The sequence below is a fragment of the Mycolicibacterium arenosum genome (assembly GCF_024320865.1).
Lineage (GTDB): Bacteria > Actinomycetota > Actinomycetes > Mycobacteriales > Mycobacteriaceae > Mycobacterium > Mycobacterium arenosum.
Map to the genome: position 1 here is coordinate 18,524 of NZ_JANDBD010000004.1, position 16,085 is coordinate 34,608.

14 protein-coding genes are annotated in these 16,085 nt (G+C 68.6%); 4 read left to right on the forward strand and 10 right to left on the reverse strand.

Annotated features, from left to right (window positions below; all coding sequences use genetic code 11):
* Window positions 1–21 precede the first annotated feature (21 nt).
* The 5 genes from NM203_RS10210 to NM203_RS10230 are packed head-to-tail and all read right to left on the reverse strand — an operon-like array spanning window position 22 to window position 5,830.
* On the reverse strand, window positions 22–546 hold the full coding sequence (locus NM203_RS10210) for a GNAT family N-acetyltransferase (RefSeq protein WP_255059771.1): 525 nt from the start codon (window positions 544–546) through the stop codon (window positions 22–24).
* A complete protein-coding gene (gene pheT, locus NM203_RS10215; RefSeq protein ID WP_255059772.1) occupies window positions 546–3,035 on the reverse strand; it encodes a phenylalanine--tRNA ligase subunit beta in 2,490 nt (829 codons plus the stop codon). Before pheT ends, NM203_RS10210 begins: the two co-directional genes overlap by 1 nt.
* Window positions 3,035–4,084: a phenylalanine--tRNA ligase subunit alpha gene (gene pheS / locus NM203_RS10220; RefSeq protein ID WP_255059773.1), complete on the reverse strand. Its 1,050-nt coding sequence runs from the start codon at window positions 4,082–4,084 to the stop codon at window positions 3,035–3,037. The genes pheT and pheS overlap by 1 nt, the downstream gene beginning before the upstream one ends.
* Before the next feature lie 13 nt (window positions 4,085–4,097).
* On the reverse strand, window positions 4,098–4,889 hold the full coding sequence (locus NM203_RS10225) for a rhomboid-like protein (RefSeq protein WP_408633328.1): 792 nt from the start codon (window positions 4,887–4,889) through the stop codon (window positions 4,098–4,100).
* A gap of 8 nt (window positions 4,890–4,897) precedes the next feature.
* Window positions 4,898–5,830, reverse strand: coding sequence for an adenylate/guanylate cyclase domain-containing protein (locus NM203_RS10230; RefSeq protein ID WP_408633329.1), 933 nt, complete (start codon window positions 5,828–5,830; stop codon window positions 4,898–4,900).
* A gap of 250 nt (window positions 5,831–6,080) precedes the next feature.
* Between NM203_RS10230 and NM203_RS10235 the strand changes: the two genes are divergently transcribed.
* A complete protein-coding gene (locus NM203_RS10235) occupies window positions 6,081–7,109 on the forward strand; it encodes an oxygenase MpaB family protein (RefSeq protein WP_255059774.1) in 1,029 nt (342 codons plus the stop codon).
* Between the two features lie 3 nt (window positions 7,110–7,112).
* A complete protein-coding gene (locus NM203_RS10240; RefSeq protein WP_255059775.1) occupies window positions 7,113–8,360 on the forward strand; it encodes an acyl-CoA dehydrogenase family protein in 1,248 nt (415 codons plus the stop codon).
* Here NM203_RS10240 and NM203_RS10245 read toward each other — a convergent pair.
* The 5 genes from NM203_RS10245 to infC form a co-directional block, all read right to left on the reverse strand.
* Window positions 8,341–9,945 (reverse strand): GMC family oxidoreductase, encoded by a 1,605-nt coding sequence (locus NM203_RS10245; protein WP_255059776.1) that lies wholly within the window; start codon window positions 9,943–9,945, stop codon window positions 8,341–8,343. The genes NM203_RS10240 and NM203_RS10245 overlap by 20 nt on opposite strands.
* A gap of 97 nt (window positions 9,946–10,042) precedes the next feature.
* The gene (locus NM203_RS10250; protein WP_255060387.1) at window positions 10,043–10,825 is read right to left on the reverse strand and encodes a TrmH family RNA methyltransferase; all 783 of its coding nucleotides are present in this window, start codon (window positions 10,823–10,825) and stop codon (window positions 10,043–10,045) included.
* A gap of 2 nt (window positions 10,826–10,827) precedes the next feature.
* The gene (rplT, locus tag NM203_RS10255) at window positions 10,828–11,217 is read right to left on the reverse strand and encodes a 50S ribosomal protein L20 (RefSeq protein WP_255059777.1); all 390 of its coding nucleotides are present in this window, start codon (window positions 11,215–11,217) and stop codon (window positions 10,828–10,830) included.
* 50 nt (window positions 11,218–11,267) lie between these two features.
* A complete protein-coding gene (rpmI, locus tag NM203_RS10260) occupies window positions 11,268–11,462 on the reverse strand; it encodes a 50S ribosomal protein L35 (protein WP_255059778.1) in 195 nt (64 codons plus the stop codon).
* Window positions 11,463–11,473: 11 nt separating this feature from the next.
* Window positions 11,474–12,112 carry a translation initiation factor IF-3 gene (gene infC / locus NM203_RS10265; RefSeq protein WP_255060388.1) on the reverse strand — a complete coding sequence of 213 codons (639 nt, stop codon included), beginning with the start codon at window positions 12,110–12,112 and terminating at the stop codon, window positions 11,474–11,476.
* A 230-nt stretch (window positions 12,113–12,342) separates the two neighbouring features.
* On the opposite strand from infC, the gene NM203_RS10270 reads away from it, so the two are divergent.
* Entirely contained in the window at window positions 12,343–12,705 is a 363-nt protein-coding gene (locus tag NM203_RS10270) for a DUF1844 domain-containing protein (protein ID WP_255059779.1), read from the forward strand.
* A 55-nt stretch (window positions 12,706–12,760) separates the two neighbouring features.
* Complete coding sequence (gene lysX / locus NM203_RS10275; protein ID WP_255059780.1) at window positions 12,761–16,078, forward strand: bifunctional lysylphosphatidylglycerol synthetase/lysine--tRNA ligase LysX; 3,318 nt, start codon at window positions 12,761–12,763, stop codon at window positions 16,076–16,078.
* Window positions 16,079–16,085 lie beyond the last annotated feature (7 nt).

The window sequence follows — 16,085 nt, forward strand, 5'->3', positions numbered from 1 at the left end:
CCGGATCGCCGGTCCGACGCGCTACTCCTGAGGTGCGTCTTCTTGCGCCGCGAACGCCGGATGGAAGGCGACTGTCCCGGCAGGAATCTCATCGTCCAGCGCCAGCGCCAAGACGTTCTCCGGCGGCACACCGGGCACTACCAGGGACCGAGGGCAGGCGAAGCCGAACCTGCGGTAGTAGTCGGCGTCACCGACGACCACGCAACCGCGGGCCCCGAGCTCTCGCAACCGCTCGAACGCGGCCCGGACGAGGGCCGTACCGATGCCGTTGCGCTGGCGGTCGGGTCGCACTGACAGGGGTCCACCGCCGTACCAGCCGAGATTCGCATCACCGTCGATCGACGCGGGCGACACCGCGACGTGCCCGACGATCTGATCGTCGTCGATCGCCACCAGTGACACGGTCAACGCGTTGGCCGCCCGCAGCGCGTCGACGATCGCCGCCTCGGTCTGACGACTCCGGGGCACGTCGGCGAAGGCCGCTGTGGTGATCGCACGGATCTCTGCCACGTCCGACGGCGACTCGTCGCGAATGGCTATCGACATCAGGTGCGTTGCGCCGCGTCGACCCTGGCGGCCGCCGCCGCAACCGCCGCGTCTCTGGCCGCGCTGGCCTCGTCCTCGGTGAGCGTGCGGTCGGGAGCGCGGAATCGCAGCGCGAGGGTCAGCGACTTCCTGCCCTCGCCGATCTGCGGGCCGGTGTAGACGTCGAAGAGTCGGACGTCCTCGAGCAGCTCGCCCGCCCCTTCGCGAACGGCGTCGACCACCGCCTGCGCCGCCACGCCGTCGTCGACGATCAGGCTGACGTCCTGGAACACCGCGGGGAACGGGGACACCGCCGGCAGCGGCAGAGGTTCGGTGAGCGGCACGGCGTCGAGATCGAGTTCCACGGCACAGGTGCCCTTCGGCAGACCTCCGCGTTCGATCACGGCCGGATGCAACTGGCCGGCGTACCCGACGACGACATCCCCGACGAGCACCTCGGCGCAGCGCCCCGGGTGCCACGGCAGATGCTGTGCTGCGCGCAGTGTCACCTCGACGCTGCACGCGCGGGCGATGATCCGCACCGCCTCGAAGGCGTCGACGGCATCGGCGGCCCGGCCCGGTCCCCACGGTCCTGCGGGTTCGCGCCGCCCCGCCAGCACGACGCCGACGTGCAGCGGCTGGCGCGGCAGTGCGGCGTCGATCGCGGCGATCTCGGCTTCCGTCGGGCGCCTGTCGACGGGGATCGGGTCGATCGCGGCGGTCTGCGGGGTCGCCTGCACGACCTGTTCGATGCCGAACAGCGCGGTGTCGGGTGCTCCTCGGGAGATGTTGCGCACCAACGATTCCAGCAGGCCCGGCAGCAGCGTCGACGCCAGCTGCGGGCGGTCGGCCTCCAGCGGGTTGAGCACCGACATCGTCGCGCGACGCGGATCGTCGGCGGAGAGCCCCCAGGTGTCGAACACCCCCGCGGGGAGAAACGGCGTCGGCAGGATCTCCACGTAGCCGTTGAGCGCCAAGGACTTTCCGATGGCGCGCCGCCGCTTCTGGGCCGCGCTCAGCCCGCGACCGGGCGGGGCCGACGGCAGCACGGACGGGATCTTGTCCAGTCCCTCGAGGCGCAGCACCTCCTCGACGAGGTCCGCGGGCTCCCTGATGTCGGTGCGCCAACTCGGCGGGACCACCGTGATCTCGTCGCCGGAGACCGCGACGGCGCCGCCGATCTGCGTCAGCCGACGGGCGGTGGCACCGTCGGGGTAGTCGACGCCGGCCGTGCGGTCCGGCAGATCCAGCGGCATGCTGACCGCGCCGGGCGACCAGTCGTCCCTAGGCGGATCGCCCCGCCAGTCGGTGAGCGTCGGCTCGACGGTGCCGTTCGCGATCTCGGCGAGCAGTGACGCGCACCGATCAAGGGCGGCAACGGAGATGGCGGGGTCGACGGTGCGCTCGTACCGACGGCCCGCCTCGCTGACGAGGTGCAGGCGGCGCTGAGTGCGGGACACGGCCGCCGGATCCCACACCGCCGCTTCGAGCAGGACGTCGACGGTGGTGTCGCGCACCTCGGTGGTGCCGGCGCCCATGACGCCGCCGATGGCCGCGGTGGCGACGTCGTCGACGATGAGCACGTCGGCTGGGTCGAGGGAGCGCTCGACGTCGTCGAGGGTGACCACCTTCTCCCCCGGCGCGGCGAACCTGACGTCGAAACCGCCGTTGATCAGGCTGCGATCGTGGGCGTGCATCGGATGGCCGATCTCGAGCATGACGTAGTTCGTGACGTCGACGGCGGGCGAGATGGCGCGGATGCCGGATAGCAGCAGACGGCGTTGCAGCCACCACGGTGACACCGCCGTCGGGTCGATGCCGGTGACCGGGCGCAGACCGAATCGCAGGACACCGGTGCCGGGCTGCACCGTCAGCGGCCACGCCTCGCCGGTCACGGGCAGCGCCTCGACGGCGTCGACGGGATCGGCGTAGTCGAGGTCGAAGGCGCACGCGATCTCGCGGGCCATCCCGCGGATCGACAGGCAGTACCCGCGGTCGGGGGTGATCGCGAGGTCGAAGACGACGTCGTCGAGGCCGAGCACGTCGGCGGCCGGCGTCCCCGGCTCCGCGCTGCCCGGCGGGAGCACCAGGATCCCCGCGTGATCGGACCCCAGATTGAGCTCGGAGGCCGAGCAGATCATGCCGTCGGACGTGCGCCCGTAGGTCTTGCGCTTGGCGATCGTGAAGTCACCCGGCAGTGTGGTGCCCGGCAGCGCCACGACCACCAGATCATCCACAGCGAAATTCGTTGCACCGCAGACGATGTCCCGCAGCTCCGACTCGCCGACGTCCACCTTGCACGCCCGGATGGGTTTCTTGAACTCGGTGAGCTCCTCGATGTCGGCGACGCGGCCGACCGTCAGCGGGCCGGACACCGGGCCGACTGCGATGACGTCCTCGACCTCGTGGCCGATGCGGATGAACGCCTGCTCCAGTTCGTCCGCGCCGACGTCCCAACCGGGAGTGCCGGCCGATACCACGTCGCGCAGCCAGCTGTAGGGAACGCGCATCAGGCGCCCACCCCGAAGGGCAGCGAGAACCGCACGTCGCCCTCGACCATGTCGCGCATATCGGGAATCCCGTTGCGGAACTGCAGGGTTCGCTCCAATCCCATGCCGAATGCGAAACCCGAGTACACGTCGGGGTCGATACCGCAGGCGCGCAACACATTCGGGTTGACCATGCCGCAGCCGCCCCACTCGACCCAGCCGGGGCCGCCCTTCTTGTTCTCGAACCACACGTCGACCTCGGCCGACGGTTCGGTGAACGGGAAGAAGTGCGGGCGGAAGCGGGTACGGCCCTGCGGACCGAACTCGGCGCGGGCGAACGCGTCGAGGGTGCCCCTCAGGTTGGCCATGTTCAGGCCCTTGTCGACGGCAAGGCCCTCGACCTGATGGAACACCGGTGTGTGCGTGGAGTCGAGCTCGTCGGTACGGAAGGTCCGCCCGATCGAGACGATGTAGACGGGCAGCTCACGCTCCAGCAGCGCGCGGATCTGCACCGGCGAGGTGTGGGTGCGCAGCACCTGGCGGGAGCCGTCGGGTGCGACGTGGAACGTGTCCTGCTCGCTGCGGGCCGGGTGGTCCGGCGGGAAGTTGAGTGCGTCGAAGTTGAACTGCTCGGTCTCGACCTCGGGACCTTCGGCCAGTTCCCAGCCCATCGCGACGAAGGTGTCGGCGACGTGCTCGGCGAGGATCGTGATCGGGTGCCGCGCGCCGATCGGCTGACGGGTCGACGGCAAGGTGACGTCGATGCGCTCGGCGACCAGGGCCGCGGCGTCGCGCTCGGCGCGCAACACCTCGATACGGGCGTCGAACGCCGCCTGGGCTTCGGTCCGGGCGACGTTCACCCGCTTGCCCGCGTCGGCGCGGTCGGTTTTGGGCAGTGTGCCCAGTGCCTGCCGCGCGAGCGCGATCGGCGACTTGTCGCCGAGGTGCTCGGTCTTGGCGAGCGCCAGCGCATCGAGGTCCGTCGCGTCGTCGAACGCGCGCCGCGCAGCGCCGACGGCCGCGGTCAGCGCGTCGTCGGTCAGATTCGTTTCACTGGGCTGGTCAGCCACCCGGCGATCATAGCTATGGGGCGGGTGTGACCCGCGATACGGGCGGGTGCCGATCCCACAGGGCCGCGCCCGCCAGCCCGGCCACCGCTCCGAGCGCGCCGCCGGCGGGCGCGGCGACGAACGCGGCGGCCGAGCTGGTGAGCACGAGGAAGCCGAAGGCGACCCCGACGACCGCCAGCGCGACACGCCACGGCGACCACTGCGCAGACGTGCCGAACCGCGCCGACACGGCGATCCCGAGCAGCAGAGCGACCAGGTGACCCGCGTCCGTGAAGTCGCCGTCCACCGCGACGACGACCCCCGCGCCGAGCCACCAGCCGACCCAGGACGCTCGCCACCTCGACGGGACGGCAGCGGTCAGCGCACCCACCACGCCCATGGCGCCGTAGCTCATGCCGACGTCACTGGCGCGGCTGATCGACGCGGGCAGCCAGGTGAACTCCACCGCGGCGGCCAGACCCGCCGCGACCAGCAGCGTCGCGCCGAGGTGCCCGATGACGAAGGCGACGACCAGGCGCGTGCTACCCCAGAGCAGTTCGGCCGCAGCCAACAGACACACCAGGCAGGGCAGCCAGATCGACAGTGCCGGGACGTCCATCACGAACGCGCTCGTCAGCAGGGTGCCGAGCCGGCCGTGGGCCAGATTGTGCAGGTTCGTGCTGGCGTGCCGGACGATGCGATCGCGGGCATCGTCGTCCAGGTCGGCCATCGCCGTGCTGATCCACAGCACCGCGACCGTGTACGCAGCGGTGGCCGGTATCCGCGGCAATCGGGCCGGCCACCGGGACAGTGCTGCGGGTACCACCCGTTCGACTATGCCCCGGCGTCCTCAGCGAACTCCGGATCGCCACCTGACAGATCACTGCGAATCTTCACCCAGTGCATGGCCAGATTTTCGGGAACACCTGCGATGCGCGGCGAGAAGAGCTGCTTGCGCACCCGTTTGGTCGTGATCCCGAGCCGGTCGAGGTCCTCGGGGCCGATGCCGTCCAGGGTCGTCTGCGATACGACCAGACCGCCCCTGGTCGCTCGGTCCATGACCCTGGCGGCGATGTTCACGTCGATACCCAGCCAGTCCGACCCGATGCGATGCGGCCGCCCGGTGTGGATGCCCGCCCGCATCACGGGTGTGTAGCCGCCCACCTCGACGGTTTTGACCGCCTCAAGGGCCGTGAGCACTGCTCGTACCGCGGTCGCCGGCTTCGAGAACACGGCCATCGTGCCGTCGCCCATGCGCTTGACGATGTGGCCGCCCGCGGCGAGCAGCGGTGGCTCCGCGACCTGGGCGACCCGGCGCAGTAGCGCGAGGGTGGCGTCGTCGCCGGCGCGCAGCGACCAGTCGGAGAACCCCACCAGGTCGGTGAACACCAGCGTCACCTCGCGGTTGGCGGGACGCCCCGACACCCGTTCGGTCAGGGCCTGCCAGACCTGCAGACCCGCGAGGCTGAACTCCTTGGACGCCGCGTCTCTGTCGAGCAGCCGGTCCGCGGCCCGTGCGGCGGCTCGCGGTCCGCCGACGCCGTCGGCGGACAGCGGGTCGCCGAAATCCGGGTCCCCCGGCAGGGCCCGGCGCGCGCGTTTGATGAAGGCTATGACAGCGGGACTGTGGTTGGTGCTCTTCAGCCAGTGCAGCGGACCGCCACCCCGGGGCGTGTGGTCGCGCTCCTCGTCCTGCCCGCGCGACGTCGACCCCGAGTCGCTGCGCTCCTGCCCGCCGATCCGTTCCTCGAACGATTCGACATCCACAGCCGCCACCCTAGGTGTCGTCGAGAAGGGGCGGCAACAGACCTTGATCACACCCCCTTTCCGCCGAACGTTGGTTACCGCCACGCGAAATCGCGCCGGACCGTGGCGGTAACCAACGTTCGGCGGAGGACGGGGTGGATCGCAGGTCGGTAACAGTGCGCGCCGACGCGCCCGCAGATCGTGGACAACGTGTGTTGTCATGCCTATCGTGGCCGCATACCCGTGGGTCTGATCAGCTAGCGAGGACACCATGACCGCGAGATCAACGACGACCTCGACACCGCTCGGCCCCGATTCCCTCACGTGGAAGTACTTCGGCGACCTGCGCACCGGAATGCTCGGTGTGTGGATCGGCGCGATCCAGAACATGTATCCCGAGCTCGGCGCTGGCGTCGAGGATCACTCGATCCTGCTGCGCGAGCCGCTGCAGCGGGTGGCGCGATCGGTGTACCCCATCATGGGTGTGGTCTACGACGGCGACCGCGCCGCACGCACCGGTGCTCAGATCCGCGGCTACCACGAGTCCATCAAGGGCACCGACGCGGCGGGCAGGCGCTACCACGCGCTGAACCCCGAGACGTTCTACTGGGCGCACGCCACCTTCTTCATGCTGATCATCAAGACCGCGGAGTACTTCTGCGGCGGGCTCACCGAAGCCGAGAAGCGGCAGCTCTTCGACGAGCACGTGCAGTGGTACCGGATGTACGGCATGAGCATGCGGCCAGTCCCGGACAGCTGGGAGGACTTCTGCGAGTACTGGGACCGCACCTGCGCCGACGAACTCGAGATCAACAAGGCGACGCTCGACATCTTCTCGATCCGCATCCCGAAGCCGTGGTTCGTCCTTATGCCGACCGGAGTGTGGGACCAGATGTTCCGGCCGCTCGTCGGTGCGCAGCGCTGGATTGCCGCCGGACTGTTCGACCCGGCTCTTCGCGAGAAGGCGGGCATGCGGTGGACGCCGAGCGACGAGGTGATCCTGCGACTGTTCGGGAAGGCCGTCGAGATCGCCTTCCTCGCAGTGCCCGACGAGATCCGGTTGCACCCGCGCGCGGTCGCCGCGTACAAGCGCGCCGAGGGCCGGATTCCCGCTGACGCCCCGCTGGTCGAAGCGCCGGCGTTCACCGCGCCGCCGCGCGACCGTCGCACGCTGCCCGTGCACTACGTGCCGCGCCAGAAGTCGCTGATCGAACGCGCGGGGTCGCTCGTGCACACCACGTTCTCGCTCGCGGGCCTACGCCCGGCGCGCGCCAGCTGGAAACCGGAAAGGGCTGCCTGACACATGCTCGAATGGTCTGACGTCGACATCGCCGTTCGCGACGCGGTGCGCGATTTCGTCGATAAGGAGATCCGTCCGCATCTCGACGATCTCGAGAGCGGCGACATGACGCCCTACCCGATCATCCGGAAGTTGTTCTCCACCTTCGGTATCGACGCGATGGCCAAGGAGGCGCTCGAGCGGCGGCTGGCGAGGCTGCGCGACGGTGACGAGAGTCGGAGCGCCCCGTCGGGCGGCATGTTCGGCGGTGGCGGCGACCAGGCCGGCATGGGTTTCGTCGTCGTGAGCGAACTGTGTCGCGCGAGCATGGGCGTGGTCACCGGAATGGGCGTCAGCCTCGGACTCACGGTCCCGACCATCCAGTCGCGCGGGACGCTCGCGCAGCAGGAACGCTGGTTACCCGAACTCGTCACCTACGAGAAGATCGGCGCCTGGGCCATCACCGAACCCGACTCGGGGTCCGACGCGTTCGGCGGGATGAAGTCCTACGTGGTGCGCGATGGTGACGACTACATCCTCAACGGCCAGAAGACGTTCATCACGAACGGACCCGACGCCGATGTCACGGTCGTCTACGCGAAACTGGACGAGGGTGACGGCGCGGACAAGCGCGCCCGCAAGGTCCTGACGTTCGTGCTCGACCGCGGCATGGACGGTTTCGTGCAGGGTAAGCCGTTCCGCAAGATGGGAATCCACAGCTCCCGCACCGGCGAACTGTTCTTCGACAACGTGCGCCTCGGCCGCGATCGACTGCTCGGCGAGACCGAGGACAACAGCGCCGGCGACGGCCGTGACAGCGCCCGATCGAACTTCTCCGCCGAGCGCATCGGGGTGGTGGCGATGGCGCTCGGGGTGATCGAGGAGTGCCTGCGACTGTGCGTGGACTACGCCAGGTCGCGCACGCTGTGGGGCCGGGAGATCGGGCAGTTCCAGCTCATCCAGTTGAAGATCGCCACCATGGAGGTGGCCCGGATCAACGTGCGCAACATGCTGTTCCGCGTCATCGAGGCGGCGCAGCAGGGTGCGCCGATCTCGCTGGCCGAGGCGTCGGCGATGAAGTGGTACAGCTCGCAGGCCGCCACCGACGTCGCCATGGACGCCGTGCAGTTGTTCGGCGGAAACGGCTACATGACCGAGTACCGCGTCGAACAGCTGGCCCGTGACGCGAAGTCGCTGATGATCTACGCGGGCAGCAACGAGGTGCAGATCACCCACGTGGCCAAGGGGCTGCTCAGCGATCCTCGAGGATGAACTCGGCGGCCTTCGCCGCCATCGCCATCACCGGGCCGTTGAGGTTGCCCGCCAGCATGATCGGCATCGCCGAGCAGTCGACGACCCGGAGCCCCGCCACTCCCCTGACCCGCAGCCGGCTGTCCACCACGTCGTCGTCGCCGGCGCCCATCGCGCAGCTGCCGACGGCGTGGTATCCGGTGTACCCGCCGTCGAGTGCCGAGTCGACGATGTCGTCGTCGGTCTCCACCTGCGGACCGGGGAACACCTCGTGATCTATGCGCTCGGCGATCGGTGAGCGGGTGAACAGTTCACGGGTGCGGCGGATCAGGTTCGCGGTCACGGAGCGGTCGTGGTCGCTCGTCAGGTAGTTGGGCTCGAGACGCAACGCGGCAGCGGGGTCCGCCGCGGTGATGTGGACGCTGCCCTCCGAGGTCGGGCGCAATGCGAAGCCGAGACAGGAGAACCCCGGCTCGCGCTCGATGGTCATCGCCTCGTTCTCCTGATAGGCGGGAATCGTGAAGGGCCCCAGGAGAAGTTGGCCGTCCACGCGTTCAGCCGCTTCGGATGATTTCAGGAAGGCGAGCACGTCGAACGTCGGCGTGGCGAGCAGTCCCCGGTGCGTCGCCAGGTACTTCGCCGCCGTTCTGGCCTGTCCGAGGCTCGAGGACAGCTGCCGGTTGAAGCCGAGATTCTCGTTCAATCGGTACCGGAGCACGAAACAGCGATGCTCCCGCATCCGGCGGCCCACGTTATCGCTCTCGACGACGACGGGGACACCGGCGTCCGCCAGCACGTCGCGCGGTCCGATGCCGGACAGCTGCAGGAGCTTGGGACTACCCATACTGCCCAGCGAGAGGATGATCTCGCGGTCGGTGTGCACGGTCGACCGGGTGCCGCTCGCGTCGACGAGTTCGAGGGCGACGGCGCGGCCGTTGTCGAGGAGCACCCGATTCACCGTCGTGTTGACGAGCACCGTCAGGTTGGGGCGGCGGCGCACCGGCTTCAGGAACGCGTCGGCCGAGCTCACCCGCCGACCGTTCTTGATGGTCGCCGGGGTGAAACCAATTCTGGCGGCGTCGGATTCGTTGACGTCCTGCACCGCGTCCAGGCCCAGCGCCGCGCCCGCGGCGACGATCTCCTGGCACAGCACGTCCTGATCCGCAGCCACCGAGACGTGCAGCGGGCCGCCCGCGCCCCTGGTCGGCGATGCGCCGAACGCGTTGTCCTCGAAGCCCTTGAACACGGGCAGGATGTCGTCCCAGCCCCAGCCGGGGTTGCCGAGCCGTACCAACGCGTCGTAGTCCGCGCGGTTGCCGCGGTTGTAGACCATGCCGTTGATCGAACTGGAGCCACCGATCACCTTGCCCCTGGTCCAGGTTTCGGTGCGCTGCCGCGGGCCGAACGGCGTCGTGGCGTAGTGCCAGGCGTACTTCTCCTTGGCCATCAGGAGCCCACCGCCCTTGGGCACGTGGAACATCGGATGGCGATCGGGGCCGCCGGCCTCGACGAGCAGGACGGACACCGCGGGGTCGGCCGACAGCCGGTTGGCCAGAACGCATCCCGCCGAGCCGGCTCCCGCAATGATGTAGTCGTAACGGGTCATTGCTCCCCCGGCGTCGTGGCAGGTCGCGGGCGTTACAGAAGCCACCCGAGATGTATCGCCGAGAAAGATAGCACGGCTCACCAATTCCGTTGGCGGATTACCCCCGTCGAAGCGTTCGAGCGCTTTCGTACAGGCAGATGGCGGCGGCTGCGGCGACGTTCAAGCTCTCCGCACCGCCCCACATCGGCACCCGAACGCGCTCGTCGGCCAAGGCCGCGACGTCCGAGGCGAGACCGTGCGCCTCCGAACCGAACAGCCAGGCGGTGGGTCGGGTCAGATCCACCGCGTCGAGCGAGGTCTCCGCGTCGAGTGTGGTGGCGCGCACCGCCAGACCCGCCGACCGCAATTCGGCGATCAGCGTGCGGGAATCGGGTGCTTCGAGGACGGGGACGGAGAAGACGCTGCCGGCCGACGCGCGCAGGCACTTCCCGTTGAACGGGTCCACGCTGTCGTCGGTGAGGATCACCGCGTCGGCTCCCATCGCGTCGGCGATCCGGATGAGGGTGCCCGCATTGCCGGGTTCCGACGTCGCGACGGCGACGAGCACCAGTTGCGGCCGGTCCGCGAGCACGTCGACCAGCGACGCGGACGGCCGGTCACACACCGCGTACAAGCCCACCGGAGTCACGGTGTCCGACAACGACTTCGCGGCCTTGTCGGTGATCAGGTGCACCTCGGCGCCGGCGAGGAGGTCGGCGAAGCGGCTCATCGCCGCATCCGTTGCGAACACCTCGACCGCGAGGCGGTGCCGCAGAGCGGCCTCGACGAGGTTGGCGCCTTCGACCAGAAACCTCCCAGCACGGCGACGGCCCGCGAGTCGCAGCAGCTTGGCTGCCGCGACTACACGGGCCGAACGCTCGGTGAGCGAAACCGGGCTGATGCTCAGGCGGCCTCGCCCGACGGGGCGTTGACGTCCTCCGGCAGAGCCTTGCGTGCGACGTCGACGAGCGCGGTGAACGCGGCCGGGTCGCTGACGGCGATCTCGGCCAGGTTCTTGCGGTCCACCTCGACCCCAGCGGCCTTAAGGCCCTGGATCAGTCGGTTGTAGGTGATGTCGTTGGCGCGGGCCGCGGCGTTGATACGCGAGATCCACAGCTTCCGGAACTCACCCTTGCGGGCGCGCCGGTCGCGGTAGGCGTAGGTCAACGAATGCAGTTGCTGCTCTTTGGCCTTGCGGTACAGCCGCGAGCGCTGCCCGCGGTAGCCCTTCGAGGCCTTGAGAACGGTACGCCGCTTCTTCTGGGCGTTGAGTGCGCGCTTCACGCGTGCCATGGGGTGTTCCTTATTGTCGTAGCGGTCAGGAGACCGAAAATCGGGTCAGCTCAGCCGTTCAGCATCTTGGTGACGCGGGCGGTGTCGTTCTTCGCGACCACGGTCCGGCCGTCGAGGCGACGGGTGCGCTTGCTGGCCTTGTGCTCCAGCAGGTGGCGCTTGTTCGCCTTCTGACGCACGATCTTGCCGGTTCCGGTGGTCCGGAACCGCTTCGAAGCGCCGCTGTGGGTCTTCGCCTTGGGCATGGGTGTTCCTCTTAGGTCTGTGTTGCTTGGTCTGGTGCCTCGGCGGGTTCCGCGCTTGCGCGCTGAGCCGCCGGAGCGTCGGCATCGTGCGCCGCCTTGGCACGAGTCTTCGCGCCGCGGTGCGGTGCCAGCACCATCGTCATGTTGCGGCCGTCCTGCTTGGCCGAGGTCTCGACGAAGCCGAAATCGGCGACGTCGGCACCCAGGCGCTGCAGGAGTCGGAAGCCCAGTTCGGGTCGCGACTGCTCGCGTCCGCGGAACATGATCGTCACCTTGACCTTGGACCCGGCTTCGAGGAAGCGGATGACGTGACCCTTCTTGGTCTCGTAATCGTGGGGGTCGATCTTGGGTCGGAGCTTCTGTTCCTTGACCACGGTCTGCTGCTGGTTCTTGCGAGACTCGCGTGCCTTCTGTGCCGTCTCGTACTTGTACTTGCCGTAGTCCATGATCTTGCAAACCGGCGGTTTGGCGTCTGGGGCTACTTCGACGAGATCGAGATCGGCATCCGCGGCGACGCGGAGTGCATCTTCGATGCGCACGATGCCTACCTGTTCACCGCCCGGTCCGATAAGGCGAACTTCAGGTACGCGGATGCGCTCGTTGACGCGGGTCTCAGTGCTGATGGGGCCTCCCTGGTCGGTACTCTTCATGCGGAGAACCACACCACCCAGCACTCTGTTCCGGAGAACAGAAAAGCCCTGCTCATAGCAGGGCCCAAGCCGACCGATCACGGCTTTCGCCGCCTGCGCATAGCGCAGAACGAACACGCTCGGCGTGTTCGGGACCGGACCGCTGAGCCTGATCGGCCAGCGGTGGGAGTGGGACTCCACTTGCTGTCCCGGCGTGTGCCGGGACGGTCGCGCGTGCAAGTCTAGCAGGCATGACCGATGCCCCTGACTCCGGCGATCTTGACGGCTCCGCCGCCGTCCGCGATCTGGCGATGATTCCCGCCATCGAGGTCATCTCACGCTCGGCGGTCATGCTCATGAGTGCGGCCGCAGAGAAACTGGGCCTCGGCGCCGAGGACCCGGACGACAGCCCGCACCGCGATCTGGACGAGGCGCGCCGACTCATCAACGCACTCGCGGGACTGCTGAAGGGCTCGGTCGAGTACCTCGGCCCGCACGCGGGACCGATGCGCGACGGACTGAAGAGTCTGCAGCTGGCGTTCCGGGAGGCGAGTGCCGCACCCGAGGAGCCGGGCAAGGGGCCGGGCGAGTGGTTCACGGGACCCGTCTGGTGACGGCCGTGCAGTAGTCCCACCCATTTCACGGCTGCAGCGTTTATCCTCGCGGCCTATGACCCTGACCGCGGTTGACCGGCAGCAGCACCAACGATCGGCGTTCTGGTGGGTGCCCGCGGCGGCGGGCTGGACCGTGGGCGTGATCGCGACGCTGTCCCTGATCGCCAGCGTGTCCCATTCGGTGCGCGTGTTGATCCGCATTCCACGCGAGTTCGTCAACGACTACATCTTCAACTTCCCCGACACGAGCTTCGCGTGGGCGTTCGTTCTGGCGCTGCTGGCCGCCGCACTCGCGGCGCGCAAGCGCATCGCCTGGTCCATCCTGCTGCTGTACATGGTCGCCGCCGTCGGCTGGAACGTCGGCGACCTGGTCACCGGCGGCGAGACGGTGATGGAGGACATCGGCGAGGTGATCGGCCTGGCGTTCCACCTGGCCGCGATCGCCTTCCTGCTGTTGGCGCGCAAGGAGTTCTGGGCCAAGGTGCGTCGCGCGGCGCTGGTCAAGGCGATCGCCACCCTGCTCACCGGGATGGCCATCGGCATCCTGGTGGGCTGGGGGCTGCTGGAACTCTTCCCCGGCTCACTCGACCGTGACTACCGACTGCTGTACGCCGCCAACCGCGTCGTCGCCTTCGCGGGAGTGGACGCCGGTGCCTTCGACGAACAGCATCCGCCCGTCATCATCAACGCCGCGCTCGGCCTGTTCGGCGCGCTCGCCCTCATGGCCGCCGCGATCGTGCTGTTCCGTTCGCAGAAGGACGAGAACGCGCTCACCGGCGAGGACGAATCGGCGATCCGCGGGTTACTCGAGATGTACGGCAAGAACGACTCGCTCGGCTACTTCGCCACCCGCCGCGACAAGTCGGTGGTGTTCGCTCCCAACGGCCGAGCCGCCATCACGTACCGCGTCGAAGTCGGGGTGTGCTTAGCCAGTGGAGACCCCGTCGGCGATCCACGCGCCTGGCCGGCCGCGATCGTCGCCTGGCTCAAGCTCTGCGAGGCCTACGGGTGGGCGCCCGGTGTGATGGGCGCGAGTTCCGCTGGTGCACAAGCGTTTCGCGAGGGTGGTCTCAACGCTCTCGAACTCGGCGACGAAGCGATCCTGCATCCCGACAGCTTCAAACTGTCCGGGCCCGACATGAAGCCCGTACGTCAGGCCGTCACGCGGGCCCGGCGGGCCGGGCTCACGGTCCGCATCCGCAGGCACCGGGACCTGTCGGCGGACGAGATGACCGAGGTCATCGAACGTGCCGACGCGTGGCGCGATACCGAGACCGAGCGCGGGTTCTCGATGGCGCTCGGTCGACTCGGCGATCCCGCCGACAGCGACTGTCTGCTGGTCGAGGCGGTCGACGGGGAGCCCGAGAGCGGTGCGGTCGTGGCGATGCTGTCCCTGGTGCCCTGGGGTGGCAACGGTGTCTCGCTCGATGTGATGCGCAGGTCGCCGAAGTCCCCCAACGGCACCATCGAACTGATGGTCAGCGAGCTGTGCCTGCAGTCTGAGAACATCGGGATCACCCGAATCTCGTTGAACTTCGCCATGTTCCGCTCGGCGTTCGAAGAGGGCGCGCAGCTGGGTGCGGGTCCGGTTGCGCGGTTGTGGCGTGCCCTGCTGGTGTTCTTCTCGAAGTGGTGGCAGCTCGAAACCCTGTACCGGTCCAACATGAAGTACCAGCCCGAGTGGGTGCCGCGGTACGCGTGTTACGAGGACGCCAGGCTGATTCCACGGGTCGGGGTCGCCTCGGTGATCGCCGAGGGCTTCCTGGTGCTGCCCTTCAGCCGTCGCAACAAGCAGCACACCGGCCACCACTCGGCGGTGCCCGACTCCCTGGCGAGGTCCGGGCTGCTGCATCAGGACGGCAGCGCACCGGACAGCGTCGCCATGCACGCCGACGACGTCGTCGGCACCACCACCCGGTTGCCCGAGCAGGTTCGGGTTCGGATGGCCAAGCTGAAGACCCTGCAGGACAACGGCGTCGACGCCTACCCCGTGGGTCAGCCGCCCAGCCACACCGTCGCCGCGGCCGCCGCCACCGACGGCGAACAGGTGAGCGTGGCCGGTCGCGTCCTGCGCATGCGCGACTACGGTTCCGTGCTGTTCGCCCAACTGCGCGACTGGTCGGGCGAGATGCAACTGCTGCTCGACAACTCCGAACTCCGCGAGGGCCGCGCGTCCGACTTCACCGCCGCCCTCGACCTCGGAGACCTCATCGAGGTGACCGGCACGATGGGCGCGAGCAAGTCGGGAACACCGTCGCTCATCGTGACGAGCTGGCGGCTGATCGGCAAGTGCCTGCGCCCCCTGCCCGACAAGTGGAAGGGGTTGACCGATCCGGAGGCCAGAGTCCGGACCCGCTACGTCGACCTCGCGATCAACACCGAGGCCCGCGACCTCATCACCGCTCGCAGCCGGATCCTGCACGCCATCCGGGAGACGTTGGTGGGCAAGGGTTTCCTCGAAGTCGAGACTCCTATCCTGCAGCAGATCCACGGTGGTGCGAACGCGCGGCCGTTCATGACGCACATCAACGCCTACGACCTGAACCTCTATCTCCGGATCGCGCCCGAGCTCTACCTCAAGAGGCTCTGCGTAGGCGGTGTGGAGCGGGTGTTCGAACTCGGCCGCGCGTTCCGCAACGAGGGCGTGGATTTCAGCCACAATCCCGAGTTCACCCTGCTCGAGGCGTATCAGGCGCACGCGGACTACAACGTGTGGGTGGACGGCTGCCGCGAGCTGATCCAGAACGCCGCGGAAGCCGCCAACGGACGGCAGGTCGTCATGCGGCCGGGCGAGATCGAGGGCACGCTGGAGGCCGTCGACATCTCCGGCGAGTGGCCGGTCAAGACCGTGCACGGCGCGGTGTCCGAGGCGCTGGGCGAGGAGATCGGACCGGACACCGATCTCGGGACGCTGAGGTCGCTGTGCGACGGGGCCGGGGTGCCGTACCTGACCCACTGGGATGCCGGGGCGGTCGTGCTCGAACTCTACGAGCGGCTGGTCGAAGGGCAGACCGAGCGGCCGACGTTCTACAAGGACTTCCCCACGTCGGTGTCACCGCTGACCCGACCGCATCGCAGCATTCCCGGAGTCGCCGAGCGCTGGGATCTGGTGGCGTGGGGGGTCGAACTCGGCACCGCCTACAGCGAGCTGACCGATCCCGTCGAGCAGCGTCGGCGCCTCGAGGAGCAGTCGCTGCTGGCTGCAGGCGGCGATCCCGAGGCGATGGAACTCGACGAGGACTTCCTTCAGGCGATGGAGTACGCCATGCCGCCGACGGGAGGACTCGGTGTGGGCGTGGATCGAGTTGTCATGCTCATCACCGGCCGCAGCATCCGCGAGACGTTGCCGTTCCCGTTGGCGAAGCCACGCTGATTTCACA

Bases quoted from the DNA above. Each gene is read 5' to 3' on its own strand.
- lysX (WP_255059780.1), top strand. From the start codon at position 12,761: ATGACCCTGACCGCGGTTGACCGGCAGCAGCACCAACGATCGGCGTTC.
- pheT (WP_255059772.1), bottom strand. From the start codon at position 3,035: ATGCGCGTTCCCTACAGCTGGCTGCGCGACGTGGTATCGGCCGGCACT.
- rpmI (WP_255059778.1), bottom strand. From the start codon at position 11,462: ATGCCCAAGGCGAAGACCCACAGCGGCGCTTCGAAGCGGTTCCGGACC.
- NM203_RS10245 (WP_255059776.1), bottom strand. From the start codon at position 9,945: ATGACCCGTTACGACTACATCATTGCGGGAGCCGGCTCGGCGGGATGC.
- NM203_RS10270 (WP_255059779.1), top strand. From the start codon at position 12,343: ATGACCGATGCCCCTGACTCCGGCGATCTTGACGGCTCCGCCGCCGTC.
- rplT (WP_255059777.1), bottom strand. From the start codon at position 11,217: ATGGCACGCGTGAAGCGCGCACTCAACGCCCAGAAGAAGCGGCGTACC.
- NM203_RS10210 (WP_255059771.1), bottom strand. From the start codon at position 546: ATGTCGATAGCCATTCGCGACGAGTCGCCGTCGGACGTGGCAGAGATC.
- NM203_RS10240 (WP_255059775.1), top strand. From the start codon at position 7,113: ATGCTCGAATGGTCTGACGTCGACATCGCCGTTCGCGACGCGGTGCGC.
- infC (WP_255060388.1), bottom strand. From the start codon at position 12,112: ATGAAGAGTACCGACCAGGGAGGCCCCATCAGCACTGAGACCCGCGTC.
- NM203_RS10235 (WP_255059774.1), top strand. From the start codon at position 6,081: ATGACCGCGAGATCAACGACGACCTCGACACCGCTCGGCCCCGATTCC.